The organism is Streptomyces sp. NPDC029164 (assembly GCF_055563995.1).
In genome coordinates this window covers 20,822-46,324 of sequence record NZ_JBVHWW010000021.1, presented here as the reverse complement: position 1 = coordinate 46,324, position 25,503 = coordinate 20,822, and the positions used below count along the sequence as shown (strand labels likewise).

Below are 25,503 nucleotides of genomic sequence, written 5' to 3'. Positions count from 1 at the left end.
GCTGGATGGTGCCGAGGGGTTGGAGTCACAGCCGGGCCGGTTGGGACGGGGTCGGGTGTGTGTCGGGGTGTCCCCGCAGGGCGCCGAACACAACAAGGCCGATCTCTCCGACCCCCCGACACGTTCGGCGCCCGAGGAGACACCCCGGCGCGCGCCCGACCCCGGCACAACCGGCCCCCCCGCACGCCGGCCCAAGCGGCGCAGCCAACCCGCGCCCGACCCCGGCACAACCGGCCCCCACCCCGCCCAAGCGGCGCAGCCAACCCGCGGGGGCTACCGCAAGTGCGACGTGTCGTTCAACAGACGGACCGAGGCGTTGCCGTCGGCGTAGTAGGCGACGGCCGAGAGCGAGGCCGCCGACAGTTCCATGCGGAACAGCGCTTCCGGCGGGGCCCCCAGGGCGAGGCGGACCAGGATCTTGACCGGGGTCACGTGGGTGACGAGCAGGACCGTACGGCCCGCGTGCACGGCCAGCAGCCGGTCACGCGTGGCCGCGATCCGCCGGGTGGCGGCCGTGAAGCTCTCGCCGCCGCCCGTGGGCGCCGCCCTCGGGGAGTCCAGCCAGGCCTGGAGGTCGTCCGGGAAACGCTCCTGCACCTCGGCGAAGGTCAGGCCCTCCCAGGCACCGAAGTCCACCTCGCGCAGCCCCTCCTCGACCGTCACGGTCAGGCCGAGGCGGTCGCCGACCGCCTGCGCGGTCTCGCGACAGCGGCGCAGCGGCGAGCTGATGACCGTCTGGACTGTGCCGCGCGCGGCGAGCGCCTCGGCCACGGCGGCGGCCTGGCGGCGGCCGGCCGGGGACAGCTCGGGGTCGGACCCCCCGCTGCCGGAGAAGCGCTTCTGCGGGGTGAGCGCGGTCTCCCCGTGCCGCAGCAGCACGAAGGTGGCCGGCGCACCCATGTCCGGGCCCCAGCCCTGGCCCCGGGCGGGCGCGTCGGCCGCAGGAGCCCGGTCGGCGACGCGCGTCCCGTCCGGGACGAAGAGCGTGTCGGCGGCAGCCGGAGCCGGCCCGGCCGCATCGCGTGAAGACGTGACGCCTCCGGCGGCGAGGGCGGCCCGGACGGCTGCGGCGCCCGCCGCGGCGTCCCCGGGCGGGCCGGACGGAACAGGCCCCGCCAGGCTCCGCGCCGCCGAGGCGTCCAGCGCGGCCGTGGAGTCGGACGGCTCCCACTGCTTGCCGCGCTTGCCCGCGTCCATCGCCTCGTTGGCGAGCCGGTCCGCGTGCTTGTTCTTCTCGCGCGGGATCCACTCGTACGTCACCTGGGCGCGCGGAAGGATCTTCGCCGCCTCCGCCGCCAGGGGCTTCATGTCCGGGTGCTTGATCTTCCAGCGGCCCGACATCTGCTCGACGACGAGCTTGGAGTCCATCCGCACCAGGACCCGCGCGTCCGCCGCGAGCTCGCGGGCCGCCTTGAGCCCGGCGATCAGGCCCTTGTACTCCGCCACGTTGTTCGTCGCGACGCCGATGTACTCCGCACGCTCGGCCAGCGTCTCGCCCGTCGCCGGATCGAGGACGACCGCGCCGTAGCCGGCGGGTCCCGGGTTGCCCCGGGACCCGCCGTCCGCCTCCACGACGAACCCGGCGAGCATCGGCATCAGATGCCCGAGTCCGCCGTACGGACCAGGATGCGGCCGCAGTTCTCGTGACGTACGACCTGGTCGCGGGCCGCGGCCTTGATCTCGTTCACCTCGGCCATGTCGAGCTCCAGCCGGCAGCCCTCGCAGCGGCGCTGGTACAGGCGCGCGGCGCCGACCCCGCCCTGCTTGACGCGGATCTTCTCGTACAGGGCCATCAGGTCCGTCGGCATGGACGTGACGATGACCTCGCGGTCCTTGGTGACCTTCGCGGCCTCGGCGTCGATCTCGGCGGTGGCCGCGTCCCGGCGCCCGGTGGCGTCCGCCACCTTGGCCTCCAGGGCGGAGACGCGCTCGGTGAGCTCGGTGACGCGCTCCGTCGCGGCCTCCAGGCGCTCCATGACCTCCAGGACCACGTCCTCCAGATCACCCTGGCGCTTGGCGAGGGAGACGACCTCGCTCTGAAGGTTCGCCAGGTCCCGGGCCGAGATGCCGACGCCGGAGTCCAGCCGCTGCTGGTCGCGGACGGCGCGCTGGCGCACCTGGTCGACGTCCTGCTCGGCCTTGGTCTGCTCGCGCGCGGTGTCGCTCGCCTGGGTCTGGGCGGCGACGAGCAGGTCGCGCTGCTGCGTCAGGTCCTTGGTGAGCGAGTCGAGTTCGGCGTGCTCGGGCAGCGACTTGCGCTTGTGGGTGAGCTGAGACAGCCGGACGTCCAGCGCCTGGACGTCGAGAAGTCGGATCTGGTCGGCGGGCTCGGCGTTCAGTTGGGGGCTCCAGGGATAGAAGGGTGTGCGACGGACGGCGCGTGCGCCGTCCAGGGGTCGGTGACCGTGCGCGAGACATGGGTGCGCAGACCCCAGCCCTTGCGCTCGGAGATCGCGTCGAGCTGCGCGGCGGCCTGCTCGCACCAGGGCCACTCGGTGGCCCAGTGGGCGGCGTCGACGAGGGCGAGCGGGCTCTGCTCGCGGGCCTCGGACACCGGGTGGTGGCGCAGGTCGGCGGTCAGGAAGGCGTCCACGCCCGCGGCCCTGACCTGCTCGAAGAGGCTGTCGCCGGAGCCTCCGCTGACGGCGAGGGTGCGGATGAGGGCGTCCGGGTCGCCGGCGAAGCGGATGCCCTGCGCGGTCTGCGGCAGCCAGGCGGCGGCGCGGGCCGCGAACTCGCGCAGGGTCTCGGGGTGGTCCAGTTCGCAGAGCCGGCCGAGGCCCCGGCGGCCCTCGGGGTCGGTCGGGTCGGGCACCAGCGGGCCGGTGATCCGCAGGTCGAGCGCGCCGGCGAGGGCGTCGGAGACGCCCGGGTCGGCGGTGTCGGCGTTGGTGTGGGCGACGTGCAGCGCGATGTCGTTCTTGATCAGCGTGTGTACGACGCGGCCCTTGAAGGTGCCGGCCTCGACGGTGGTGGTGCCCCGCAGGTAGAGGGGGTGGTGGGTGACGATCAGGTCGGCGCCCAGCTTCACCGCCTCGTCGGCGATCTCCTGGACGGGGTCCACGGCGAACAGGACCCGGCTGACCTCGGCTTCGGGGTCGCCGCAGACGGTTCCGACGGCATCCCACTGCTCGGCCCGCGAGGGGGGCCAGAGAGCGTCCAGCGCGGCGATGACTTCAGAGAGACGGGGCACGGGCCAAGGCTACCGTCCCCGTCACCACGACCCGCCCGGACTACGGGACCAGGAAGCCGCGCAGGTCGTCGAGGACCTTGTCGGCGGCGGTCACGCCGAGGCCCAGGTGCCAGGTCTCGTCCGGGACGTCCTTGGCCCGGCCCTGCTGCACGGGCTCCAGGCCCTTCCACAGCGGGTGGCCTCGGCCGAGTCGCGCTTGGTCTTGTCCTTGGCCCCGTAGACGCCGGTGAAGATCGAGTCGGCGGCGGCCTCGTCCATGCGCTCCGGGCTGAGCTCGACGGCGAGGTCCTCGACCTGCTGGTTCTGCGGGCGCGGCAGGCCGGTGTCCTTGAGGATGGTGCCGATGAAGGAGGCCCCGGCGTACAGGCGGGTCTTGCCGGGCATGTAGCGCAGCATCGTGACGGTCGGCTTCTTCTCGCCGAGGTCGTGGCCGAGCTGCTCCGCCTTGGCCTGGTAGGCGGCGAGCTTGGTCCCGGCCCCGGCGCTCTTGTCGAGCGCGGCCGCGTTCAGGAGGTGGTTCTCCTTCCACGGGAAGCCGGGGCGGATTGGAGACCACGGTCGGGGCGATCTTCGTGAGCGCGGGGTACTGGTCGGCGGCGCGCAGCCGGCTGCCGAGGAGAGGATCAGGTCGGGTCTTGAGCGCGTTGATCGCTTCCAGGTTGAGGCTTGGCGCGCATGGCGTGGGCGACGGTGCGCGGAAACCGGCCGGGCGCGGCGGTGGTCCCGAACGCGGCGGTCTTCGCGGCGGCCTCGCCGAACTCCTCGCCGCCCTGGGCGACGGCGGCGGTTCCGCGGCGTCGCAAGGACATGTGACGAATCCTGGGGGTGGGGACAGAGGGCCGATCCGGGCATCCGGTAAGGAATACCTCACTTCGCCTCACCCTAAACGCCCCGATATCGCACAGCACAATCGCCTCGTCCACCACAAACGAATCGCCACCCGGACACCCGTATGTGTGAAGCCGCCTTGGTCGTGTTGTTCGGCAGGAAGCCCGAAAACTAGCTTCCCCTCCGGAGGTGACGCACGGATGTCTGTCTGTGCCATCGAAATGACGACCATGGCCCCGTTCACCATCGCGGCGGACGGGTCGTACGCCGCCCGGCTGGCCGGGGAGGGAGAGGCGCGCTTCGTGGAGCGCTGGACCCTGGCCGGGCCCGAGCCGTACGCGGTTCCGCTGCCGCTCGCGCAGCCCGAGGAGGCCGACAGTGAGGTGCTGCCGCTGACCGACGGGCGGGTGCTGATCCACCGGCGGGTCGCGGAGCGGCACGCCTTCGCGCTGCTGTACCCGACGGGCGCGGCGGCCGGGCCGCGCACCGGGGAGCTCCAGCTGGGCGCGGTGGACGCGGAGGAGGGCGTACGGGTGCGGCTGCTCCCACCGTCCCCGGACGGTTCCGACGCCTTCGCGCTGGCCACCGCGGACGGGGTGACCACGGTGTGGCAGGTGGCCGGGTGTTCCTTCGGGCCGCAGCCGGTCGCCCGGATCCCGGGGCGGTGCTCCGGCGGCGTGTGGCTGGACCGGGTGGGCCGGCTGCTGGCTCTGGACCGGGAGCTGGAGGGCACGACCAAGGCCGTCGCCGTGGACCTGGGGCGCGGCGAGGTCTCCCCGCTGCTGCAGATCGCCGAGGACAGTGACGACCGGCTGCTGCTGGCGGATCCGGACAGCGGGCTGCTGCTGATCCGCTCCGACGCCCCGGGCGACCCGCGCCTGGGCTGGGGGGTGCTGGGCAGCTCGCGTCCGGTCCGCTTCCCGGAGTGTCTGCGGCTCGGGGAGGCGCTCCCCTTCGCCGTGCAGCCGGGCCAGGCCCTGATGCCGGAGACCTGCGGGGTGGCGTTGCGGCTGCCCGAGGGGGACATCGCCCTGTGGCGTCCCGCCGACCGGCACGTGTTCCGGCTGGCCGCCCCGGCCGGCTGGCTCGGCGGTGCCGGGCTGTGGAGTCCGCAGGGCCGCCTGCACCTCCCGTACGCGACGCCGGACGTGCCGTGCGGGATCCTCGGCCTGACCCTGCCGGTCTCCCCTCCCCCGCCGGTCCGGCTGGATCCGCCGCCGGCCCCGCCCCGCCCGGTGCCCCTCCAGCAGGCTCCGCTGTCGGGGCGGTAGGGGGCGGGGCGCGGCGGCGGTCCCGGCAGGCGGGTCAGGCCGGTCAGGCGGGTCAGGCGTGCTTGAGGCCCAGGACCTCCGTCGCGGCGAAGGTCTCGTTCGCCGGGCGGGAGTCGTAGTGCGGGGTCAGGACCTCGTCGAGCTCCTCGTAGGAGAAGGCCTCCTTGCCCGTGTCGAACTTGGCGGCCACCTTCGGCCGTTCCATGACGACGACGATGCCGCCGTGTACGACGAACAGCTGGCCGTTGGCCTTGGCGGAGGCGGGCGAGGCCAGGTAGCCGACGAGCGGGGAGACGTGCTCGGGGGCCAGGGCGTCCAGCTTGCCGTCCTCCGGGACCTCGAAGCCGGCGAAGACGTCCTCGGTCATCCGGGTGCGGGCGCGCGGGCAGATGGCGTTGGCCGTCACCCCGTACTTGGCGAGGGCCAGGGCGGTCGAGGTGGTCAGGCCCACGATGCCGCCCTTGGCCGCCGCGTAGTTGGGCTGGCCGGCCGAGCCGCCGAGGAAGGCCTCGGAGGAGGTGTTGACGATCCGGCCGTAGACCGGGCCGCCCACCGCCTTCGAGCGCTCGCGCCAGTGCACGGAGGCGAAGTGGGTGGTGTTGAAGTGGCCCTTGAGGTGGACCCGGATCACCGAGTCCCACTCCTCCTCCGACATCGAGAAGACCATCCGGTCACGCAGGATGCCCGCGTTGTTGACCAGGATGTCGAGCTTCCCGAAGCTGCTCACGGCCAGCTCGACCAGCTCGCGCGCCTGCTCGAAGTCGGCCACGTCGCCCAGATGCGCGACCGCCCGGCCGCCCGCCGCGCGGATCTCCGCGGCCACCTCCTCCGCCGGGGCGGCCGAGGCCTCCCCCGAGCCGTCGCGGCCGGGCTGGCCGAAGTCGTTGACGACCACGCTCGCGCCGAGCCGGGCGAGCTCGATCGCCTCGGCCCGGCCGAGCCCGCGGCCCGCGCCCGTGACGATGGCGGAGAGTCCCTCAAGTGGCAGTGACATCCGTACGTTTCCCCTCGGAATCGGCAGAACGGGTCAGAGAACGGGTCAGAGAAGGGGTCAGAGTTCGATGCAGGTGCGCAGGGCGACGCCCGTGCGCATCTGGTCGAGTGCCTCGTTGATCTCGGCGAGGCTCACCCGGTGGGTGATCAGGTTCTCCAGGTCGATGCGGCCGGCCCGCCAGAGCGCGATGGTGCGCTCGTAGGAGCGGAGCACGTCGCCGCCGCCGTACATCGACGGCAGGATCTTCTTCTCGTCGAAGAACAGCGAGAACATGTTGATCTGGAAGTTGTCGTCGAGGGCGCCCGCGCCGACGATGACGACGGAGCCGCCGCGGCGCGTCATCTCGTACGCCTTCTGCGCGGTCGCGGACTTGCCGACGACCTCGAAGACGTAGTCGAAGCCCTCGCCGGCCGTGATCCGGTTCTTGGCGTCGGCGAACTCCTCGGGGGAGACCGCCTCGGTGGCGCCGAACCGCAGTGCCGCCTCGCGCCGGGACTGGACCGGGTCCACGGCGACGATCTGGGCGGCGCCCTGGACCTTGGCGCCCTGGATGACGGATATGCCGACGCCGCCGCAGCCGATGACGGCGACCGAGGAGCCGGCCTCCACCTTGGCGGTGTTGATGGCCGCGCCGAGCCCGGTGGTGACGCCGCAGCCGATCAGCGCCGCGATGTCGAAGGGCAGGTCCTCGGGGATCGGGATGGCGCAGGCGGCCGGTACGACCATCTCCTCGGAGAAGGTGCCGGTGCCGGCGAAGCCGAAGATGTCGGTGGCCGCCCGCTTGAAGTTGGGGGTGGCGACGTTCCCGAAGGCCTCCAGGCACAGGTGGCCCTGGCCGCGCTTGCAGGAGGGACAGTGCCCGCACGGCGGCAGCCAGCAGACGAGGACGCGGTCGCCGATCTTGTGGCTGGTGACCCCGTCGCCGACGTCCACGATCACGCCGGAGCCCTCGTGGCCGGGGATGAAGGGGGCGGGCTGGGGCAGTACGCCGCTCATCGCGGAGAGGTCGGAGTGGCACAGGCCGGTGGCCTTGATGCGGATCCTGACCTTGCCGGGGCCGAAGCCCACGGCCTCCATGTCCTCGACGACTTCGAGCTTGTCCTGGCCGATCTCGCTCTGCAGTGCTGCGCGCACGGTGCGGCTCCTTAAGGGCGTACGACTACGAGTGTTCGACGACGGTGTCGGCGAGGACCGGCGCGTCGTCCCGTTCGACGGCGGTCACCGACACCAGGACGCGGCCGGGCTCCTGCCACATCCGGATGCGGAGCGTCTCGCCCGGGAAGACGATCCCGGCGAAGCGCGTGCGGTAGGCGCGGACGCGGGAGACGTCCCCGCCGAGCGCCGTGTCGACGACGGCCTTGAGGGTCATCCCGTACGAGCACAGGCCGTGCAGGATGGGCTGGTCGAAGCCGGCCAGCTTGGCGAACTCGGGGTCGGCGTGCAGGGGGTTCCAGTCGCCGGAGAGGCGGTAGAGGAGCGCCTGGTCCTCGCGGATGTGCCGCTCCTCGACCCGATCGGGGGCGCGCTGCGGCAGCTCCTCCTTGGCGGAGGGGCCGCGCTCGCCGCCGAAGCCGCCCTCTCCCCGTACGAAGATCTGCGCGTCGCTGGTCCACAGCGGCCCGTCGGCGTCCGCGACCTCGGTGCGCAGCACGATGACGGCCGCCTTGCCCTTGTCGTAGAGGGCGGCGACCTTGGCGCAGGAGGTGGCGTTGCCCTTGACGGGGATGGGCCGGTGCAGCTCGATGGACTGGCCGCCGTGCAGGACGTGGGCGAGGTTGACGTCGATGCCGGGGGCGGCGAGGCCGCCCATCATGGCCATGCCGGCGCCGGCGACGGTCGCGAAGCTGGGGAGGACGTGGAGCTTGGATTCGAGGGTGTAGCGCAGTTCGTCCGGGTCGGTGGCCGGCAGGCCCGCGCCGAGGCCGAGGTGATAGAGCTGGATGTCCTTGTGGTCCCAGCCGATGTCCCCCTTGCGGGGGTCGGCGGCGAGGGCCCTGGCGGCATCGATCGGCATGAGGATGCGGCTCCCTGTCGTTGGCGTGTCGCTGCCCTGGAAGACCTCGGTGCGGCCGTCCGCACCGTCGGCCGCACCGAGGTCGTATACGGGGGCCGGTTCTAGAACGCGTTCTAGGACCGGCCGGTGAGGGAATGTATAACGCACGCCCCCACAGTTGGGAAGACCAGCCGGGAAGACTCCTGACTTCGCGTCAGATAAGCTTTCCAGGTGGACGAAATGCCCGTGGAACACCGCCAGGTCCGCGCCCTACGGGTCCTGCTGGATCCGCACAACCCGGCCCTGGCGCTCCAGCTCGGCCTCGTGCCGGACATCGAGGTCGTGCGGGACCTGACGGCCCGGCCGGCGGTGGCGCTGGTCGAGGAGGTCAGGGCCGTGACGGCCCTGCTGGCGGAGGACCCGGAGTGCCGGATCCTCGTCCTGACGGGCTCGGCGCACCCCGGCCTGGCCGCCTCCGCGCTCGCCGCCGGGGCGGCGGGCCTGATCCTGCGCGACGGCCCGATCGAGGACCTGGCGGACTCGATCCGCCGCGCCTCGATGGGCGAGACGGTGGTCGACCCGGCCCTGGGGTGAATCCTTATCCGGGGGTCGCGCCTCTTGTGTGTACGTGCCGGTGCCAAGGTCGGCACATGACCTGGAGGTTGTCGTGACCGCTGTTCTCGTGGGTGCCGGTGCGCTCGTCCTGCTCTGCACGTGCGTCCTCGTACTGCGTCGCCGCGGACGGGGCCGGACCCGTGGCTGACCGCACGGACTGGCCCGGTGAGGCGCTGATCGTCGCCGCGCAGGGCGGTGACCTCGACTCGCTGACCGCCCTGGTCACCGGATCGCACCCGAACGTACGGCGCTTCGCGCACTCGCTGTGCGCGTCGCGCGAGGACGCCGAGGACGCGGCCCAGGAGGCGCTGATCATCCTCTACCGGAGGATCGGCATGCTGCGCGCGTCCGGCGCCCTGGCCTCGTGGATGTTCCGCATCGTCCGCAACGAGTGCCTGCGCCGGGCCCGGCTGATGCCGCGGGAGCGGGCGCCGCTGCCGGAGACCGCCGTGATGTCGGCCGAGGACGAGGTGCTGCAGCGGCTGGAGGCCGGGCGGGTGGCGGAGGCCATCGCCGCCCTGCCGGCGGACCAGCGGCGCGTACTGATCATGCGGGACGTCCAGGGCTACAGCGGGCGGATGGCCGCGGAGTCCCTCGGTCTCAGCACAGCCGCGATGAAGTCGCGGCTCCACCGGGCCCGCGCGGCCGTTCAGCACTCCCTGGGAGACACCCGTGCCCTCCACTGACGCAACCGCCGGCACGTCCGGCTCCGGTTTCGCGAGCGCGTCCGTGCCCCGGCACCTGGCGCGCGGCGCGGTGGGCTTCGGTTCGCTGATCGCGGCCTTCGCCCTGCTCCCGGTCTTCGGCCCGGCCGCCCTGCTCCTCGCCCCGGTCGGCCTGGTCGCCCTGCGCGGCTGCCCGATGTGCTGGGCGATCGGCCTGGCCGAGACCGTCTCGCGGGGCCGGCTCCGCCGGGAGTGCACGGACGGCCGGTGCGAACTGAAGCCGGCCCGGCAGGGGGCCGGGTAGCCGGCGGGCAGGTGCGCCGTGCCGCCGGGAGCCGGGACTTCGTAGGCTGGCCCGATGGGCCTCTTCGACAAGCTGACCGGCACCCGGCGCCCCGCCCCCGGCACAGCGCCCCGCTCCGCCGCGGAGGTCCGGGCCGCGCTGCTGGCGCTCGACGGCCCGGACGCGCCGTTCGTCCTGCGCGAGGGCACCGCGAAGGAAGGCGCCCAGCTGGTGGCGGTGTGGCGGCTCCCGCGGGGCGGCCCGCACCCCGTGCGGGGCCACACCCTGCTGCGCCTGGACGCACGGGCCCGCGAGGTGCGCACGCTGGACGAACGGTGGGAACGCCTGGAGCCGGGCGAGCGGTCGCTCGACGGCGGGAACCTGAAGCACATCCGCGGTCCCGTCAACTCCTTCTCCAAGCGGTGGACGTTCGAAAGGGGCCCGGACGGCCGCCGCCGCATGGTCCCGGAGTCCGGCTTCAGCTCGGCGGCGGTGAAGACCCCCCTCCGCGAAGCGGTCCTCGCCGCGGGGTGGACCTGGCGCGGCGTCTTCCGGCTGTGACGGTCGCGCGGCTGCGCGGGTGCGGCGCCGCTGCGGGGGCTCCGCCCCCGAGCCCCCGCTCTTTCAGCCTCGCCGGCGCTTGAGGCGCGGGGGGCCGGGGGCAGAGCCCCCGGCAGCGGCGGCGCGCCGTCACTTCCGGAGCAACGTCACCACCGCCGCACCGCCCAGCCCGATGTTGTGGGCAAGGCCCACCCGCGCACCGTCGACCTGCCGCGGGCCGGCCTCCCCCCGCAGCTGCCACACCAGCTCCGCCGCCTGCGCCAGCCCCGTCGCGCCGAGCGGATGCCCCTTGGAGATCAGGCCCCCGGAGGGGTTGACCACCCACCGCCCGCCGTACGTGGTCGCGCCCGACTCCACCAGCTTCCCGGCGGCCCCGTCCCCGCACATGCCCAGCGCCTCGTACGTCAGCAGCTCGTTGATCGAGAAGCAGTCGTGCAGTTCCACCACGTCCACGTCCTCGATGCCGAGCCCCGAGTCCTCGTACACCCGCCGCGCCGCCGCCACGGTCATCGGCTTGCCGACCACGTCGATGCACGAGCCCGACGCGAACGACTCCTCCGTGTCCGTGGTCATCGCCTGGGCGACGATCTCCACCGCCTTGTCGTGCAGCCCGTGCGCCACCACGAACCGTTCCGACACCACCAGCGCCGCCGCGGCCCCGTCCGAGGTCGGCGAGCACTGGAGCTTCGTCAGCGGTGCGTGGATCTCCTTCGCCGCCAGGATCTCCTCCACCGAGTACACGTCCTGGAACTGCGCGTTCGGGTTGTTCGCCGAGTGCCGGTGGTTCTTCGCGCCCACCGCCGCGAGCTGCGCGGCCGTGGTCCCGTACCGCTCCATGTGTTCCCGCGCCGCGTTCCCGAAGATCTGCGCGGTCGGCGGGGACATCTCGAAGCCGTGGCCCGCGGCCATGATCCCGTAGTGGCGGGCCACCGGCGAGGTCGTGAAGTCGCCGCCGTCCGCCCCGCCGCCCAGCGCTCCGCGCTTCATCTTCTCGAAGCCCAGCGCCAGCACGCAGTCGTTCAGTCCGCCCTCCACGAACTGCCGCGCCATCATCAGCGCCGTCGAGCCGGTGGCGCAGTTGTTGTTGACGTTGTAGACGGGGACCCCGCTCAGTCCCAGCTCGTACGCGGCCCGCTGGCCGGCGGTGGAGGCCTGGAAGCAGTAGCCCACCGGGACCTGTTCGACCAGCCCGTAGTCCACGCCCGCGTCGGCGAGCGCCGCGGTCCCGGCCTCCTTCGCCATGTCCCAGTACTGCCAGTCCCGCGACTCCGGCTTCTCGAACTTCGTCATGCCGACGCCCACGATGTACGACTTTCGCGACTTCATGCCCGATGACTCCTAGTCCCTTAGTCCCTTGGTCCCTTAGTCCCTGGGGAGGCCGAGGATCCGCTCGGCGACGACGTTGAGCTGGACCTGCGTGGTGCCCCCGGCGATGGTCAGGCAGCGAGACATGAGCATGCCGTGCACCGCCCGCTCCCCCGCGCCCTCCCGTACGGCGCCCGCCGGGCCCAGCAGTTCGAGCGCGAGCTCGGCCGTCCGCTGCTGGTGCGGGGTCTGGACGAGTTTGCGTACGGATGCGCCCGCGCCCGGCTCCAGCCCGGAGACCTGCTGGAGGGTGGTGCGCAGCCCGATGCAGGCCAGGGCGTGCGCCTCGGCGGCGAGGGCGCCGATCCGCGCCCTGTACGTCCCGTCGAGGTCGGCGGCGTGGGCGAGGAGCGCTTCCAGGCCGGTGTCGAAGGTCATCTGGTCGGCCATGTGGACCCGTTCGTTGCCGAGGGTGTTGCGGGCGACCTTCCAGCCGCCGTCGGCCGCGCCGACCAGGGCGTCCGCCGGGAGTTCCACGTCGTCGAAGTAGACCTCGTTGAAGAGGGCCTCGCCGGTGATCTCCTTCAGCGGCCGGATGTCGATGCCGGGGGTGTTCTTCATGTCGACGACGAAGTAGCCGAGCCCCTGGTGCTTGGGTGCGTCCGGGTCGGTGCGGGCCAGCAGGATCCCGAAGTCGGCGCTGTGCGCGGAACTCGTCCACACCTTCTGTCCGTTGACCCTCCAGGTGCCGTCCCCGGTCCGCTCGGCCTTCGTCCGCAGCGAGGCCAGGTCGGAGCCCGCCCCCGGCTCGGAGAAGAGCTGGCACCAGGTGACGTCCCCGCGCAGGGTCGGCAGGACGTAGGCGTCCCGCTGCGCCTGCGTGCCGTAGGCGAGCAGGGAGGGCACCACCCAGGTGGCGATCCCGAGGTCGGCGACCTTGACCCTCGCCGCGGCCAGTTCCTGCTGGACGACGAGCTGTTCGACGGGGCCGGCGCCGAGCCCGTACGGGGGCGGCAGGTACGGGGCCGCGTAGCCGGTGGGGGCGAGGATCCGGCGGGCGGCGGCCGGGTCGAGCCCGCGCGCGTCCTCGATGGCGGTCCGGGCCTTCGTCCGGTACGCCTCGGCCTCCGCCGGGAGTTCCAGGCGCAGTTCGCGCCGCGCGCCGCCCGCGGCGAGCCGTACGGCCCGCAGGCGGTGTCCGTCGCCGGACCCGAGCAGCTGGCGGGCGACGAGCGCCCGTCGCAGGTGGATGTGGGCGTCGTGCTCCCAGGTGAAGCCGATGCCGCCGAGGATCTGGATGCAGTCCTTGGCGCAGGAGTACGCGGCGTCCAGGGCGCTCCCGGCGGCGAGGGCGGCGACGAGCGAGCGCACGTCGGCGGGTTCGTCCATGGCCTGCGCGGCGTCCCAGGCCAGTGCCCGGGCCTGTTCCAGCCGGACCAGCATGTCGGCGCACAGGTGCTTGACGCCCTGGAACTGCCCGATGGGCCGGCCGAACTGCTCGCGCACCTTGGCGTGTTCGGCGGCGGTGTGCAGGCTCCGGGCGGCGGTGCCGCAGGCGTCGGCGGCGAAGAGGGTGCAGGCCAGGTCGCGCACCAGGGCCGCGTCCAGCTCCAGCAGCCGGTCGGGGGTGGTGGTGACCCCGCGCGCCCGGACCTCGGCGGTGGGGCGGGTCGGGTCGGCGCTCTCGTGCGTACGGATGTCCAGCGCGGCGGCGTCGACGGCGAACCAGCGGGTGCCGTGCGCGGCTTCGGCCGCGAGCAGCACGAGGTCGGCCTCGCCGGCGCCGAGCACGGGCGGCGCGAGGCCGTCGAGCAGGTACCCGCCGCCCTCGACGGCCACGGCGGTCAGGGTGCCGGGCCCCAGTGCGACCGCCCCGACCCGCCCGGCGAGGGGCTCGGCACCGGCCCGCGTCAGCAGTACGGAGGCCAGCGCGCTCGGCAGGTACGCCCCGGGCAGCGCGGCCCGGGCCGCCTCCTCGACGACGACGGCCAGGTCGAGCAGGGTCCCGCCGTCCAGGTGCGGTTCCAGCAGCCCCTGCTCGGTCATCGCGTCCCAGTAGGCGGGCCGCGCCCCGGTCTGCGGCGGGGTGTCGAGCAGCTTGCGCACCTCTTCGGGAGGCACGGCCCGCGCGACCCATCCGCGCACCGCCTCGGCCAGCTCGCGCTGCTCTTGCGTGATTCCGATGCCCATGCGCGGCAGACTAGAACACGTTCCAATCTGACGGAAGGTCAGATCGAGGTGTTCTTGCCGCACAGCCGCTCAGTGGGGCACACGCCCCCTGACCGAACCCCGCGAAGTCCACCACCCGTGGAAGCCGGGTTACGCGTGCCGGCCGGCGGGACCCGCCGGTTCCGGCGCCTTCACCCTGCGATCGAGCACTTCCCGCATCGACCGCCCGTCCCCGTCCTGGAAGGCGTCCGCCAGCCAGCGGGTGTCGATCGCGCCCGGCTGGATGCGGTCGAGCCGCGTGAACGCTGCCAGCAGGTCGGGCACGAAGTGGTCCGGCAGCACGTACTCCAGCATGTCGAAGACCGTCGGTTCGATGAGCCATGTTCCGATCGCACGGGGCAGCAGCCCGGCAAACTCATCGTCGGTGAGCATGGATTCGGCGATCGCCTGCCCGGGTTCCCCTGCGAACAGAGCACCGAGCACGCTGGACAGCGTGCCCTCGCCGTTCGGGCTCAAGTAGTCGGCACGGAAGCCGGCGAATTTGCGGAAATTCTCGTAGATCAGCCGTTCGCGGTCGGCCATGGAGAGGGTGGGGAACCTTTTCAGTATGGAGAAGATCACCATACGCCTGATGCCGCCATTGCAGGCGGTATCGATCTCCATCTCCTTCATGACGTCAAGAATGTCGCAGGCGTAGGTGAGTCCCCCATCCTGTCCGTCTGTGAGGCACACCAGGCCGCGGGTGGCCTCGCCTGCAGCATCCACGACCAGTGACCCGCTGTCACCGGCCATCGCGGTAACCTCGCGGGGATCCGAGCGGATCGCGAACAGGGTGCCGCCGACTCCGGCCTTGAACGTCTTGTCGGCATGGTTGGAGTCCCAGACAAGCGTGAGGCCGGTGCATTCCACCGTGCCGGCTTTGAGTTGGGTACGGAATCCGCGACGGACGACTCTCAGGTTGCGGTAGGGAGGAAGGGCCGCGAAGGGGTGCTTTCCAGCGATGTCAAGGATGCTGGGTTTCGTCTTGATGCCGTCCAGATATCCAACGATCCCGGCGTCCACTACGTACTCGAAGGCGTAGGGGGCGCCGAACGGTGCGGGCCACCACGGCACGATGCGTTGGATGAATCCGATGTGTTCCCCTCCCGCAGGCTGCGTGACAGCCGTCGAGATCGGGAGCGAGTAGGGGGTGTTCGGATCAGTGAGGACGTGGTTGTTGGTGAGGAGGACCGGGGCCCAGGGATAGCGCCGGTCGTAGAACACACCACCGGCGGTGCCTGCCGAGTTGCCGGAACCGATCTGGCAGCCACCCACCAGAGGGCGCACCTTCCCGTCACTGACGTCGCACGGCCTCGGCTGAACGGCTTGGACGACATCGGTTACGACCCTGTCGCCCCCCACGTTCAGTTCCCGGGGGATACGGTCCAACGTGGCGAGGCTGGCAGAAGACTGCTTGCTGGTGACGTACACGACAACACCGGTTGTGTCCGTGCGCTGACCATTCACGACCTTCTGGGCGGCGCCGACACCGAAGACGTTGGGAAGCAGCAACAAGTCGTCGGCATACATACGAGCTGCAGCGAGAGCTTCCGGCGCGGGTTCAAACGCAAAGGGAAGTTGAGGCATGTGTGCCTCCTCGTTCCTGGACCATGACGCACACCATGGGGACGGGGCACCGGCCTCACCGACCCGAAACACCTTAAGTTGACTCCGGGTGTCACTTGCCTACCACTGTCCACTTTAGGCTGCCCCTGGGCGTCTGTATAACGGGCCATGGCTGGAACCCGATGTCGCAGGTCGTCAGGGCCAGTGCCAGTGCCAGTGCCACAAGGTTCAGTCCGACAGGACACGGGGCACGGCCTCCAGCGCGGCCTTCGTGATCTTCTTCGCGTCCTCATGGCAGGTGGCCGCGGGATGCATCGAGCCGCCGAGGCTCACCCGGACGACCAGGTTGCCGTCGCGGACGACCAAGGCGCAGACCCCGGCGGCTCCGGGATTGCCCCGGTAGCCGTCGTCTGCGAACCCGAGATCGGACTCCCAGATCCTGTTGGCCCCCTCCCTGCGGAAGATCTCCCGCTGGGTCGCGGTGGCGTTACGAGCTCCCCCGTCGCTGAGCTGCACGTCCCACTGGACCACGGCGCTCGGCGACGCCCCGATCGTCTTGGCGTCGTACCAGGCGCACGTCGTCTGTGCCCCGAGGGCGTGCTCGGAATGACGGTCGCTGTCCTGGTCGCGCCGCGGCAGCCCCAGCTTGCCCACCGCCTCCGCACAGGGCTCCAGCCTCGCGTACTTGCCCAGCTCCTCCGATCGGCCGGACAGCTCGGCTCCGCCGCCCGTCGGTCGCAGCGCGTACGCCCCGGCTCCGATGCCGGCCACCCCGAGCACACCGGCGGCGACGAGCGCCGCGAGCCTTCCCCTGCTCCGGCGCTCCCGCGCGTACCCGGCCCACGTCGCGGCCGGCTCGTGGGCCGGCACGATCCACTCCTCGACGGACACGGCCTTGGTCAGCGGTACGGGCGCGGCTTTGGCCGGCGGTACGGCCGTGGGTACGGGCACCACGGCCGGCGGCCCCGGCACGGCCACCGCGGTACGGTCCGGGTCCCCCAGCAGCCGCTCGATGTCCACCCGCTGCGCGGCGAGCATCCGGTACACCACGGGCGGCCACTGCCGGCCGGCCGCGGCGACCGGGCCGAGGAGATCAAGGAGCTGCGCCGGAGACGGCCGGGCGGCCGGGTCCTTGGCCAGGCACCGCTCGACCAGCGGCCGCAGCCCCTGCGGGACTCCCGTCAGGTCGGGATCGCCGTGGACCAGGTTGAAGAGCGTCCCCAGGGTCGACGGGCCCACGAACGGACTGCTGCCCGTCACGGCCATGACCAGCACCGAGCCGAGCGAGAACACGTCGCTGGACGGGGTCAGTTCCCTGCCCTCGGCCTGTTCGGGCGACATGAACGCGGGCGACCCGATCACCATGCCGGTCCGCGTCAGATCGGTGTCCCCCGTGCGCTCCGCCGCCCGCGCGATCCCGAAATCGATCACCCGCACGCCGTCCTCGGCGAGCAGCACGTTGTCCGGCTTGAGGTCCCGGTGGATGAGGCCCACCCGGTGGATCTCCAGCAGAGCCGTCGCCAGCCCCGCCGCGATACGGCGTACGGTCTCCTCCGGCAGCACCCCCGCGGCCTGCACCGCGGCTCCCAGCGAGGGCCCGGCCACGAACACCGAGGCCAGCCACGGCGTCGGCGCGTCCGCGTCGGCGTCGATGACCGCGGCCGTGTAGACACCGGGCGCCTTCCGCGAGGCGTCGACCTCCCGCCGGAACCGCGCGCGGAACCCGTCGTCGTCGGCGAACTGCGCGAGCACCTGCTTCACGGCCACGAGCCGCCCGTCCGGCCCGGCGCCCAGCAGCACCCGCCCCATCCCGCCCTGCCCGAGGATCCCGGCCACCCTGAACGGCCCTACCCGCGTGGGGCCTTCGGCCCCGATGCGCTCCATACCTTTGGTCCCCCTCCACCGGTCGGGAGCGGATCATACAGAGAGGGTCCGCCCGGGAGAGGAAGGTCCACATGGCCGCCCCCGACTGCCCGCGCTGCGGGCGCGCGTTGACGCCGTTCACCGTCATGCTCCGCCGCAACCGCTGGGGCGGGACCGGGCCGGCGCCACGGTCCGAAGCGTGGTGGGTGTGCCGGGGGTGCGGCCGGCTCGGCTGCGGCACGAGCAACGGCTGCCGCCTGCGCCCGCCGGCCGGGTAGAGCGCAGGGGTGGGCCGGTCGGCGCGGGTCAGCGTCGCGGGGCGGCCTTCAGCGCGGCGCGGGCGACCGCCTTCGCCTTGTCCTGGCACTCCGACGTCTTGTACGGGCTCGCGTACAGGCCCACCCAGACGGAGAGGTTGCCCTCGCGCACGGCGAGGGCGCACGTCCAGTCGAGGCTGGGGCTCCCCCAGTAGGCCTCCGTCCCGAAGGTCAGGTTCGGAGCCGCGGTCTTTTCGGCCGCGTCCACCCGGAAGCGGGCCCGCTGGGCGTCCGTGTTGTGCGTCGCGTCCCCGCCGAGGCTGAGTTCCCAACGGACCAGGGCGCGGGGCGAGGTGGTCCTGTCGAGCCCGTTCCAGGTGCAGCCCGTACGCACGCCCCAGGCCTCCTTGGAGCGGGTGTCGAGCGAGGAGTCCCGCAGATCCAACGGCAGGGTGTCGGCGGCCTTCGCGCAGGTGGGCAGACCCGCATACGCGGCGGGGGCGTTCATCCGGTCCCGTACGTACACCACCACCCCGGTGCCGGCCACCAGCAGCACGGCGGCGGCCGCCAGGGCCGTGATCCGGCGCCTGTCGCGCCACGGGCTCCGCGGCCGCGAGCTCGGCTCGGTGGGCGGTTCCGTCGGACGGGGCGGAACGGGCGGAACCTTCGGTACGGGGGCAGGTACGGGTACGGGTGCGGGCACGTGCGTGGGTTCCGGGGCGGGCGGCGACGGCTCCGGTTCGGCGGCCGGGCCGCCGCCGAGCAGCCCGTCGATCCGCGCCCGCTGCGCGGCGAGCATCCCGTACACGGCGGAGGGCCACTGCCGCCCCGCCGGGGTCACCGGCCCGATCAGCTCGCGCAGCTGCGCCGGGGACGGCCTGGCCTCCGGGTCCTTGGCCAGGCAGCGCGCGACGAGGTCGCGCAACCCCGCCGGGACCTCGTTCAGGTCCGGCTCGCCGTGCACCACGTCGTACAGCGTCCGGAGGGTGGAGGAGCCGGCGAAGGGACTGCGGCCCGTCACCGCCATGGCCAGGACGGAACCGAGCGAGAAGATGTCGCTGGCCGGCGTGAGCGGCTTGCCCTCGGCCTGCTCGGGCGACATGTACGCGGGCGAACCGACGACCCACCCCGTACGCGTCAGCCCGGTGTCGCCCTCGGCCTCGCCCTCGGTGACCCGTGCGATGCCGAGGTCGATGACGCGTACCCCGTCCTCGGCGAGGAGCACGTTGTCGGGCTTGAGGTCCCGGTGGACGAGCCCGGCCCGGTGGATCTCGGCCAGGGCCGAGGTCAGTCCGGCCGCGAGGCGGCGTACGACGTCCTCCGGCAGCACCCCGACCGCCTTGACCACGGCCCCCAGCGAGGGTCCGGCCACGAAGACGGAGGCGAGCCAGGGCGTCGGCGCGTCCGGATCGGCGTCGATCACCGCGGCCGTGTAGGCCCCGGACACCTTGCGCGAGGCGGCGACCTCCCGCCGGAACCGGGCCCGGAAGCCCTCGTCGTCCGCGAAGTGCGCGAGCACCTGCTTGACGGCGACGAGCCGCCCGTCCGGCCCGGCGCCCAGCAGCACCCGACCCATCCCGCCCTGCCCGAGCACACCGACGACCTCGAACGGCCCCACGTGCGTCGGGCCCCCCGGCCCTACCTGCTCCATAGCCTCTGCTCCCCCGGATCCCCTGCCCCCAGTCGGGAGCGGATCATACAGAGACGGCCCTCACGAAGGTGGCGAAAGCCGCGGGGTGGACGGTGAAGACGAGCCCGTCGGGGTTCTTGGAATCCCGAACGGCGACGAGACAGGGCTGTGCGGCGATCTCTACGCACTGCCCGCCGGTGTCGCCGCTGTACGAGGCCTTGCGCCAGGCGGCGGTGCCGAGGGGGGCGCACTCGACGCACTGACCGCCGGTGTCGGAGCTGTACGAAGACTTACGCCACCGTGCGCCCGTCAGGTTCTGGATGATCTCCATAGCGTTCCTCCATTACGCGGGCGATCCGCACCGCCGATTCCTCCAAGGAGAGTGCGGCGGCCTGCAGGTGATCGTAACGGAGTGAACCTTCCCTGAGAGCCTGCGGATTGGCCGTCATATGGCCCTGCACGAAGTCCTCGGTATAGACAATGTCCGGGTCGTCGTCGAACCGCAGGAGACTGAACGAGCCCGGCTGCCCCGCATGGGCACCCGCCTCGAAAGGCAGAATCTGCACCTGCACCCACTCGCGCCTCCGCAGGGCCAACAAGTGGGCGAGTTGATTCCGCATGACCTCTCGGCCACCGATCTCCTGGTGCAGTACGGCCTCGTTCAGCACCACCCACATCAGTGGCGGATTCTCGCGGTCCAGGATGCGCTGACGCTCCATTCGGGCAGCGACCCTCGCGTCGAGGTTTTCCTCACTCCACACCCCCAGCACCGCGCGCGCATACGCTTCCGTCTGCAGGAGTCCGTCCACCAACTGCGCTTGGTACGTCGAGAGATAAGCAGCCCGAGCCTCCATCTCCGCGTACGCCTGGAACCACGTCGGCAGCACGCTCCGCAGGACCAGCCCCACCAGCCGGGAGAAATGCCCGTCCGTGCCCAGCGCCGCGTCGACCCGTTCCGAGAAGTCCCGGGTCGGAACCCTTCGCGTGGTCTCCACCTGCCCAATCAGCGAGCCCGTGCAGTAGATGACGTCGCCCAGCTGCGCCTGCTTCAGCCCTGCGGCCTCTCGCAGCCGACGCAGTTCGTAGCCGTAGTAGTCCAACGGTGAGGCGCTGGGATCGAGATCGCGCGTGCTGACCATGGACGGTCACCCCCAAGCCAGTTGTGGTTCCGTAGCCGAGCGTAATCGCCCGGCTGCGGACAGGTGGCCTGAATCACGCAATCGGCCCGTCTTCGGTCAGTTCGTGCAGCCGGTCACCGCCGGCACGCTCGGAGTGCAGTTGGTCGGGTGGTTCTCCTCGACGGGGGTTGCGGTGAGGGAGACGGTGCCGCCGTTGTTGAGGATGCCGCCCGGGGCGGACCTGGCGTAGTTGTAGGAGACCGAACTGTTCCTGAGGTTCACCGTGTTGCCGGCACCGGCGTTGGCGATGCCGCCGCCTTGGCTGCCGCTCCCGAGAGCCCTGTTGGCGAAGACGGTGGCCCGTTCGAGGGTGAGCGTGCTGCCGCTCTCATTCAGGATGCCGCCGCCCACGAAGTTGTCGCCCGCGATGGTGTTGCCTCGGATGAGGGTGTCGGTGATGGTGCCCGTCAGGGCGAAGGACAGGATGCCGCCGGCGTCGTCGCTGGCGTTGTCGGTCACGCGACTGTTGGTGAGGTTGAGACTGCCCCTCACGTCCATCCCGCCGCCGCTGTCCCTGGCCGTATTGCCGGTGATGGTGGCGTTCGAGAGCGTCGCGGTGCCGACCGAGAAGAGGCCGCCACCGTTGTTGGTGGATCGGTTGAAACTCACGGTGCTGTTGCGGATGGTCAGCGCCCCACTGCTGTAGACGCCTCCGCCGGCTCCACTGAAGTCCGAGAGGTTCCTGGTCACTTCGACGGAGTTGAGCGTGAGCGCGCCGCCGTTGTTTTGGATTCCCCCGCCGCCGCTGCTGTCCGAGCGGCCGTCGCGGACGGTGAGGCTGTTGAGGGTCAGGCGTCCGTTCGGCCCTTGGACCTCGAAGATGCGAAAGGCGGTCGCCGACTGGCGCCTGATGACGTTCTGGGTGCCGAGGAGGCTGCCGACGATGGTGATGTCGCTGGTGACGATCGGCAGGCCGTTGCCGGGGTTGTCGGATGCGGTCAGGTTGTACGTGCAGCCGGGGGCGAGGAAGAGGGTGTTGGGGCCGGGGGCGGCGTTCGCCTGGGTGATGGCGGTCCTGAGGGCCGTCTGACTGCACAGGACGATCGACTGCGCGTGGGCGTCGGTGGCGGGGATCGCGACGACGATCGTCGCGAGGGCCGCGGCTGTGCCTGCGAGGATTCCGAGCTTGTTCATGGCGGTCAAAGTACGCAAATAGGAAGTAAAGCCTGCGGAGCGAAACGGGGCGCACCGCGCGCCGTCCCCCGCCAGGCCCAGCCGGTACGCCCGCCCCGGGCCCCGGCATGGACCCCTACCCGACGGTAGGGCAGCATGGGCCGACCAGTCGCAGCTCAGGAGGAACCCATGGCCGCCCACCCCAAGCCGGAGACCCTCGCCGCCTTCGAGGCCGCCAAGGGGTTCATGCCCGTACGGGAGGGGCTCGCGCTGTACGAGGCGGCCGCGGCCGCGGCCGGGCTCGGGCTGCCGCTGCTGGAGGTCGGGACGTACTGCGGCCGGTCCACGATCCTGCTGGCGGACGCCGCCCGCGAGGCCGGCGTGGCGGCGATCACCGTCGACCACCACCGAGGCAGTGAGGAGCAGCAGCCGGGCTGGGAGTACCACGACCCGACGGTCGTGGACCCGGAGGTCGGCCTGATGGACACGCTGCCCACCTTCCGCCGGACCCTGCACAAGGCCGGTCTGGAGGACCACGTGATCGCGATCGTGGGCCGGTCCCCGCAGGTCGCCGCGGCCTGGGGCGGCAAGCTCGGTTTCGTCTTCATCGACGGCGGTCACACCGACGAGCACGCCGGCGGCGACTACGAGGGCTGGGCCCCGCACGTCGCGGAGGGCGGCACGCTGGTCATCCACGACGTGTTCCCGGATCCGGCCGACGGCGGGCAGGCCCCGTACCGGATCTACCTGCGGGCCCTGGCCTCCGGCGCCTTCGAGGAGATCTCGGTCACCGACTCGCTGCGCGTGCTGCGCCGCACCGGGTCCGGCATCTAGGCACCGGCTCCGCTCCGGCTCCGGTCGGACATGAAGGAACCTCCGTGCGGTCCGGACCGCACGGAGGTCATGCTTCTCGGGTCGGGCGCGGGTGCCTAGTGCCAGTACGCCCCGAGCTGGCCGTTGCAGTCCCACTGCTGGGCCCGCGCACCGTTGGACTTGGAGGAGTTCTCGATCTCCAGGCACTTGCCGCTCTTGGCGTTGACGACCTTCGCGGCCTGGCCGGCGACCACGTAGAACCTCCACTTCGAGCCGGCCTGGCCCTTGCAGTCCCACTGCTGGGCCCGCGCGCCGTTGGCGGTGGACGAGTTCTCGATCTCCAGGCACTTGCCGCTGTGGGCGTTGTAGAGGTAGTAGTTGCCGCCACCCGCGTCGGCCATGCCCCACTTCGCGCCGGGCTGGTTCTTGCAGTCCCACTGCTGGGCCCGCGCGCCGTTGGCGGTGGACGAGTTCGAGATCTCGAGGCACTTGCCACTCTGGTTGATGATGTAGCCGATCGCGGGCTCGGCCTGGAGGGCGAAGTCCGCCGTCCCGCCGCCCTCTATGAACTGGGCCAGGAGCGGCGTGGAGGCGCCGGCGCCGGTCTCCGCCTCCAGTGCCGTCGCCGACGCCGGCGAGAGGCACAGGGACAGGGCGAAGGCGGACGCACCGACGGCAAGAGTTCGCTTGAGCTGCATGAAGTGGTTCTCCCCGTTTGCTGATGTGAAATCCGGTCTGGAAACGGCCGCTTTCAGCGGCCCCCGGGCATCCCGCCGGGCACCTGTGGATGCCGCCGGCAGGGGATGCGTCGCGTGCACTGTCGGCGTGTGGTCCGGGCCGACAGGACCTCAGCATGGCCCTGCCGCAAGACGTGCAGCTATCCACTTCCGGCGGGGCGCGGGTGCGTTTCGGGATAGCGTGGAGCCCCGCCGCCCTGCGGTCGCCCGGCTCGCCGGACACTGCGCAACGTCTGCGCAGGAGTTTCCCCGTAGGCTTTGCGATAGTGTCCGGCGAATCGGCTCAAATGGGTGAACCCCCAGTGCAGGGCCACATCGGTGACGGTCTTCGATGCGTGGCCGTCGGCGAGTGCGAGCAGATCGCGGCGTGCGAGGTCCAGCCGCACGGCGCGCAGGTAGGCCAGCGGAGTGGTGCCCATGTGCGTGCGGAAGCCCTCCCTCAGACTCCGCACACCGACCCGGGCGGCTTGCGCCATGTCGGCCACCGATATGGGCTCGCCGGCGTGTTCGGCGCAGAAGGCGGCGGCGCGGCGCACGGCGCTGGGCAGGGCGGTGCAGTCGCGGCCGGCCACCGATTCGCTGAGCACGTGGGGCTGCGCGTCCAGCAGGCCGTCGACGAGGAGTTTCTCGAAGTGCCCCAGCGCCAGCGGCGACCGGGCGGCGAGGGCGGAGTCGGCGAATTCGGCGAAATGCCGCACCACGCCCAGCCACGCCTTCACCGGGTCCGTCCGGTCGTCGAGGACCGGAACGAAGTCCACGGGCTTCTGTGGCAGGTCACCGAGCCGAACGGCAAGGGCGTGGTCGATGCTCTGGCGCGGGATGATCAAAGTCTGGTTGACGCTGTCGTGGCTCCAGCGCATGGCCAGCTTCTGTTCCGGTCCCGCGATGCTGAGCGGGGAGGAGAGCGGCTTTCCGTTCACGGTCACGGCGCCGCCGCCCGCGAGCGGGACATGGACGTTGTAGAAGTCGAGCGGCGCTTCGGGAGTGACGTCCACTTCCGAGCCGTACCCCAGCTCGTACATCGCGACCGTCCCCGCGTGCAGGCACCTGAATCGGCCATCGAGCGGATGGTCGGCGAGCACCGATAACCGATGCCGTGCGAACCGCACGCGGATCAGGTCGCTGAGCTCCTCGACGTCCCTCCCCCGGAACAGCAGCCCCCGGCCTCCGGCCTCAGGCTCCGCACCGGCCGTGCTGATTTCGGACATGAACACAACCTCCCGGTGACTTGCAGGTGAACCGGAAGCTACCGACCGGGGAAGGAAGCGGTCGCTCATATAAGCGCACCACGCCCCCGGATGGCCCAGTTCCGGCCGGGCGGCAGCGCGGCGGTCTAGCATCACCGCGTGCGCAAAGACGACAGTGCCCCGCCCCCCGAGTCCGGTTCCTCGGTCAGCCCGGACCGGCCCTGGTTCACCCGACGCTCCACGCTCGTCGTCGGGGTCGCCGCGCTCGCCCCGGCCGCTCTGGCGGGCTGGGTGCTGGCCCAGGTGCTGGCCGGCTCCGGCTCCGAGGGGCAGCAGCCCCGGCCGCTGCCGGCCTCGCACACGGCCGGGTCGCCCGGTCAGCGGGACGCGAAGTCCGGGTCCACCCCGAGCGGCAGCCCGACCGCGGCCGCGAGTACGCCCGCGGCGGCCCCCGTACCCGCCCCCGCGCCCGCCAAGGGCCCCCTCTCCGGCAAGACGGTGGTGGTCGACCCCGGCCACAACACGGGCAACTTCAAGCACACCGACGAGATCGACCAGCAGGTCGACATCGGCACGGGCCGCAAGGAGTGCGACACCACCGGCACCACCACCAACTCCGGTTACATGGAGGCGGAGTTCACCTACGACGTGTCCCTGCGCCTGCGGGCGGCCCTGGAGGCCCAGGGCGCGAAGGTGGTCCTCACCCACCAGCAGGACCGGGCCTGGGGCCCCTGCATCACCGAGCGGGCCCGCATCGGCAACGAGGCGAACGCCGACGCCGTCGTCTCGGTCCACGCCGACGGGGTCTCCGCGGGCAGCCGCGGCTTCCACGTCATCCTCCCCGCCAAGGTCAAGGGCGGCGCCGCGGACACCTCGAAGATCGTCGGACCCTCCCGCGAGCTCGGCGAGCGGATCGCCGGGAACTTCGCCCGCACCACCGGCTCGGCCCCCGCCAACTACCTCGGCAGCGGGACCGGCTTGGTCGTCCGCGACGATCTCGGCGGACTGAACCTGTCAACTCGGCCCAAGGTGTTCATCGAATGCGGCAACATGCGTGATGCCAAGGACGCGGCGCAGCTGACGAGTCCGGAATGGCGGCAGAAGGCGGCGCAGGGCATCGCGGACGGCATCGTCGGCTTCCTCGGCGGGTAGTCCCACTCGGCAGTCCCGTCGGGGCTGCTCGCCGCCCCGATCCTCTCGGCCGCGGGGAACGTCCGTACCATGGTGCCGCCCGACCTGCTGC

At 72.0% G+C, this 25,503-nt stretch carries 23 protein-coding genes and 1 pseudogene; 7 read left to right on the top strand and 17 right to left on the bottom strand.

The window, feature by feature from the left end; all coding sequences use genetic code 11:
* Nucleotides 1-273: 273 nt before the first annotated feature.
* From ACZ4VT_RS21115 to ACZ4VT_RS21100, 4 genes and pseudogenes are all read right to left on the bottom strand, one after another.
* Entirely contained in the window at nucleotides 274-1,590 is a 1,317-nt protein-coding gene (locus tag ACZ4VT_RS21115; RefSeq protein ID WP_467951768.1) for a bifunctional RNase H/acid phosphatase, read from the bottom strand.
* 5 nt (nucleotides 1,591-1,595) lie between these two features.
* Entirely contained in the window at nucleotides 1,596-2,339 is a 744-nt protein-coding gene (locus ACZ4VT_RS21110; protein ID WP_467951767.1) for a zinc ribbon domain-containing protein, read from the bottom strand.
* Complete coding sequence (locus tag ACZ4VT_RS21105; RefSeq protein ID WP_467951644.1) at nucleotides 2,336-3,193, bottom strand: Nif3-like dinuclear metal center hexameric protein; 858 nt, start codon at nucleotides 3,191-3,193, stop codon at nucleotides 2,336-2,338. Before ACZ4VT_RS21105 ends, ACZ4VT_RS21110 begins: the two co-directional genes overlap by 4 nt.
* A gap of 40 nt (nucleotides 3,194-3,233) precedes the next feature.
* Nucleotides 3,234-3,984, bottom strand: a pseudogene (locus tag ACZ4VT_RS21100) (ABC transporter substrate-binding protein); the annotation flags it as partial.
* Between the two features lie 237 nt (nucleotides 3,985-4,221).
* Between ACZ4VT_RS21100 and ACZ4VT_RS21095 the strand changes: the two are divergent.
* Complete coding sequence (locus ACZ4VT_RS21095) at nucleotides 4,222-5,292, top strand: hypothetical protein (RefSeq protein WP_467951642.1); 1,071 nt, start codon at nucleotides 4,222-4,224, stop codon at nucleotides 5,290-5,292.
* A 52-nt stretch (nucleotides 5,293-5,344) separates the two neighbouring features.
* Here the strand turns inward: ACZ4VT_RS21095 and ACZ4VT_RS21090 are convergent, their stop codons facing one another.
* Genes ACZ4VT_RS21090 through ACZ4VT_RS21080 form a run of 3 tightly spaced genes read right to left on the bottom strand, consistent with a single transcriptional unit; the run spans nucleotide 5,345 to nucleotide 8,300 of the window.
* On the bottom strand, nucleotides 5,345-6,286 hold the full coding sequence (locus ACZ4VT_RS21090) for a 3-oxoacyl-ACP reductase (protein WP_467951640.1): 942 nt from the start codon (nucleotides 6,284-6,286) through the stop codon (nucleotides 5,345-5,347).
* A 57-nt stretch (nucleotides 6,287-6,343) separates the two neighbouring features.
* Nucleotides 6,344-7,420 carry a Zn-dependent alcohol dehydrogenase gene (locus ACZ4VT_RS21085; RefSeq protein ID WP_467951638.1) on the bottom strand — a complete coding sequence of 359 codons (1,077 nt, stop codon included), beginning with the start codon at nucleotides 7,418-7,420 and terminating at the stop codon, nucleotides 6,344-6,346.
* Nucleotides 7,421-7,445: 25 nt separating this feature from the next.
* Nucleotides 7,446-8,300: a MaoC/PaaZ C-terminal domain-containing protein gene (locus ACZ4VT_RS21080; RefSeq protein WP_467951637.1), complete on the bottom strand. Its 855-nt coding sequence runs from the start codon at nucleotides 8,298-8,300 to the stop codon at nucleotides 7,446-7,448.
* 219 nt (nucleotides 8,301-8,519) lie between these two features.
* Between ACZ4VT_RS21080 and ACZ4VT_RS21075 the strand changes: the two genes are divergently transcribed.
* From ACZ4VT_RS21075 to ACZ4VT_RS21060, 4 genes are all read left to right on the top strand, one after another.
* On the top strand, nucleotides 8,520-8,873 hold the full coding sequence (locus ACZ4VT_RS21075; RefSeq protein ID WP_467951766.1) for a response regulator: 354 nt from the start codon (nucleotides 8,520-8,522) through the stop codon (nucleotides 8,871-8,873).
* Between the two features lie 161 nt (nucleotides 8,874-9,034).
* The gene (locus ACZ4VT_RS21070) at nucleotides 9,035-9,580 is read left to right on the top strand and encodes an RNA polymerase sigma factor (RefSeq protein WP_362814720.1); all 546 of its coding nucleotides are present in this window, start codon (nucleotides 9,035-9,037) and stop codon (nucleotides 9,578-9,580) included.
* The gene (locus ACZ4VT_RS21065; RefSeq protein WP_467951635.1) at nucleotides 9,567-9,863 is read left to right on the top strand and encodes a hypothetical protein; all 297 of its coding nucleotides are present in this window, start codon (nucleotides 9,567-9,569) and stop codon (nucleotides 9,861-9,863) included. Before ACZ4VT_RS21070 ends, ACZ4VT_RS21065 begins: the two co-directional genes overlap by 14 nt.
* A gap of 54 nt (nucleotides 9,864-9,917) precedes the next feature.
* Nucleotides 9,918-10,403 carry a hypothetical protein gene (locus ACZ4VT_RS21060; RefSeq protein WP_467951633.1) on the top strand — a complete coding sequence of 162 codons (486 nt, stop codon included), beginning with the start codon at nucleotides 9,918-9,920 and terminating at the stop codon, nucleotides 10,401-10,403.
* Between the two features lie 129 nt (nucleotides 10,404-10,532).
* On the opposite strand, the gene ACZ4VT_RS21055 is transcribed toward ACZ4VT_RS21060, so the two are convergent.
* From ACZ4VT_RS21055 to ACZ4VT_RS21020, 8 genes are all read right to left on the bottom strand, one after another.
* A complete protein-coding gene (locus ACZ4VT_RS21055) occupies nucleotides 10,533-11,729 on the bottom strand; it encodes a lipid-transfer protein (RefSeq protein ID WP_467951632.1) in 1,197 nt (398 codons plus the stop codon).
* Between the two features lie 36 nt (nucleotides 11,730-11,765).
* On the bottom strand, nucleotides 11,766-13,898 hold the full coding sequence (locus ACZ4VT_RS21050) for an acyl-CoA dehydrogenase (protein WP_467951631.1): 2,133 nt from the start codon (nucleotides 13,896-13,898) through the stop codon (nucleotides 11,766-11,768).
* A 129-nt stretch (nucleotides 13,899-14,027) separates the two neighbouring features.
* Nucleotides 14,028-15,503, bottom strand: coding sequence for a hypothetical protein (locus tag ACZ4VT_RS21045; protein WP_467951629.1), 1,476 nt, complete (start codon nucleotides 15,501-15,503; stop codon nucleotides 14,028-14,030).
* Nucleotides 15,504-15,710: 207 nt separating this feature from the next.
* Nucleotides 15,711-17,366 (bottom strand): serine/threonine-protein kinase, encoded by a 1,656-nt coding sequence (locus ACZ4VT_RS21040; protein WP_467951627.1) that lies wholly within the window; start codon nucleotides 17,364-17,366, stop codon nucleotides 15,711-15,713.
* A gap of 285 nt (nucleotides 17,367-17,651) precedes the next feature.
* Nucleotides 17,652-19,253 carry a serine/threonine-protein kinase gene (locus tag ACZ4VT_RS21035; RefSeq protein ID WP_467951625.1) on the bottom strand — a complete coding sequence of 534 codons (1,602 nt, stop codon included), beginning with the start codon at nucleotides 19,251-19,253 and terminating at the stop codon, nucleotides 17,652-17,654.
* Between the two features lie 43 nt (nucleotides 19,254-19,296).
* Nucleotides 19,297-19,563 carry a DUF397 domain-containing protein gene (locus ACZ4VT_RS21030; protein ID WP_467951624.1) on the bottom strand — a complete coding sequence of 89 codons (267 nt, stop codon included), beginning with the start codon at nucleotides 19,561-19,563 and terminating at the stop codon, nucleotides 19,297-19,299.
* Nucleotides 19,523-20,371 carry a helix-turn-helix domain-containing protein gene (locus ACZ4VT_RS21025; protein WP_467951622.1) on the bottom strand — a complete coding sequence of 283 codons (849 nt, stop codon included), beginning with the start codon at nucleotides 20,369-20,371 and terminating at the stop codon, nucleotides 19,523-19,525. Before ACZ4VT_RS21025 ends, ACZ4VT_RS21030 begins: the two co-directional genes overlap by 41 nt.
* A 96-nt stretch (nucleotides 20,372-20,467) precedes the next feature.
* On the bottom strand, nucleotides 20,468-21,544 hold the full coding sequence (locus tag ACZ4VT_RS21020) for a hypothetical protein (RefSeq protein WP_467951620.1): 1,077 nt from the start codon (nucleotides 21,542-21,544) through the stop codon (nucleotides 20,468-20,470).
* A gap of 168 nt (nucleotides 21,545-21,712) precedes the next feature.
* Here ACZ4VT_RS21020 and ACZ4VT_RS21015 point away from each other — a divergent pair, with 168 nt between their 5' ends.
* On the top strand, nucleotides 21,713-22,357 hold the full coding sequence (locus ACZ4VT_RS21015) for a class I SAM-dependent methyltransferase (RefSeq protein WP_467951619.1): 645 nt from the start codon (nucleotides 21,713-21,715) through the stop codon (nucleotides 22,355-22,357).
* Between the two features lie 95 nt (nucleotides 22,358-22,452).
* On the opposite strand, the gene ACZ4VT_RS21010 is transcribed toward ACZ4VT_RS21015, so the two are convergent.
* Nucleotides 22,453-23,034 (bottom strand): RICIN domain-containing protein, encoded by a 582-nt coding sequence (locus tag ACZ4VT_RS21010; RefSeq protein ID WP_467951617.1) that lies wholly within the window; start codon nucleotides 23,032-23,034, stop codon nucleotides 22,453-22,455.
* Between the two features lie 179 nt (nucleotides 23,035-23,213).
* A complete protein-coding gene (locus ACZ4VT_RS21005; RefSeq protein ID WP_467951615.1) occupies nucleotides 23,214-24,281 on the bottom strand; it encodes an AraC family transcriptional regulator in 1,068 nt (355 codons plus the stop codon).
* Between the two features lie 138 nt (nucleotides 24,282-24,419).
* Between ACZ4VT_RS21005 and ACZ4VT_RS21000 the strand changes: the two genes are divergently transcribed.
* On the top strand, nucleotides 24,420-25,412 hold the full coding sequence (locus ACZ4VT_RS21000) for an N-acetylmuramoyl-L-alanine amidase (protein ID WP_467951613.1): 993 nt from the start codon (nucleotides 24,420-24,422) through the stop codon (nucleotides 25,410-25,412).
* Nucleotides 25,413-25,503 lie beyond the last annotated feature (91 nt).